The organism is Streptomyces sp. URMC 124 (assembly GCF_051386455.1).
GTDB lineage: Bacteria > Actinomycetota > Actinomycetes > Streptomycetales > Streptomycetaceae > Streptomyces.
In genome coordinates this window covers 1-460 of sequence record NZ_JBPQTS010000364.1, presented here as the reverse complement: position 1 = coordinate 460, position 460 = coordinate 1, and the positions used below count along the sequence as shown (strand labels likewise).

The following is a 460-nucleotide window of genomic DNA, read 5'->3' as shown; positions in this document are numbered from 1 at the left end:
CGGGTACACCTCCTGAAAGGTTGTTTGATATTACAATACCCTGCGAGCGAACGGCTGATTCCCCGAATGATTCCTTTACAAAAAAAATCTTTGAAAAATGACGAAGTTGCGATATAATATATTTCGTTACTGTTTCAAAAAGATGTATACATATGTCCCAGTAGCTCAGCTGGATAGAGCAACGGCCTTCTAAGCCGTCGGTCAGGGGTTCGAATCCCTTCTGGGACGTAAAATAACACCGCCTTAATGGCGGTGTTTTTGCGTTCTATGAAGGTGAGAACCCCAGTTAGGGGGGCGTCGGAGCATCCGCTTCGGGAGGCTGACTTCGCAGTCGGCCTGAAAGGCCGCATCCCTTCTGGGACGCTCTAGATGTTAAGATTAGTATAGGCATCTGAAGTCTGAACAACCGTGAAGGCTTGCAGGCATGAAGCGATACGTATGAGAGGGGAAGATAACCAAT

The 460-nt window shown here is 47.4% G+C and carries 1 tRNA gene; it reads left to right on the top strand.

Annotated elements, in window-relative coordinates:
* Nucleotides 1-154 precede the first annotated feature (154 nt).
* A tRNA-Arg gene (locus tag ACSNOG_RS32960) sits at nucleotides 155-228 on the top strand.
* Nucleotides 229-460 lie beyond the last annotated feature (232 nt).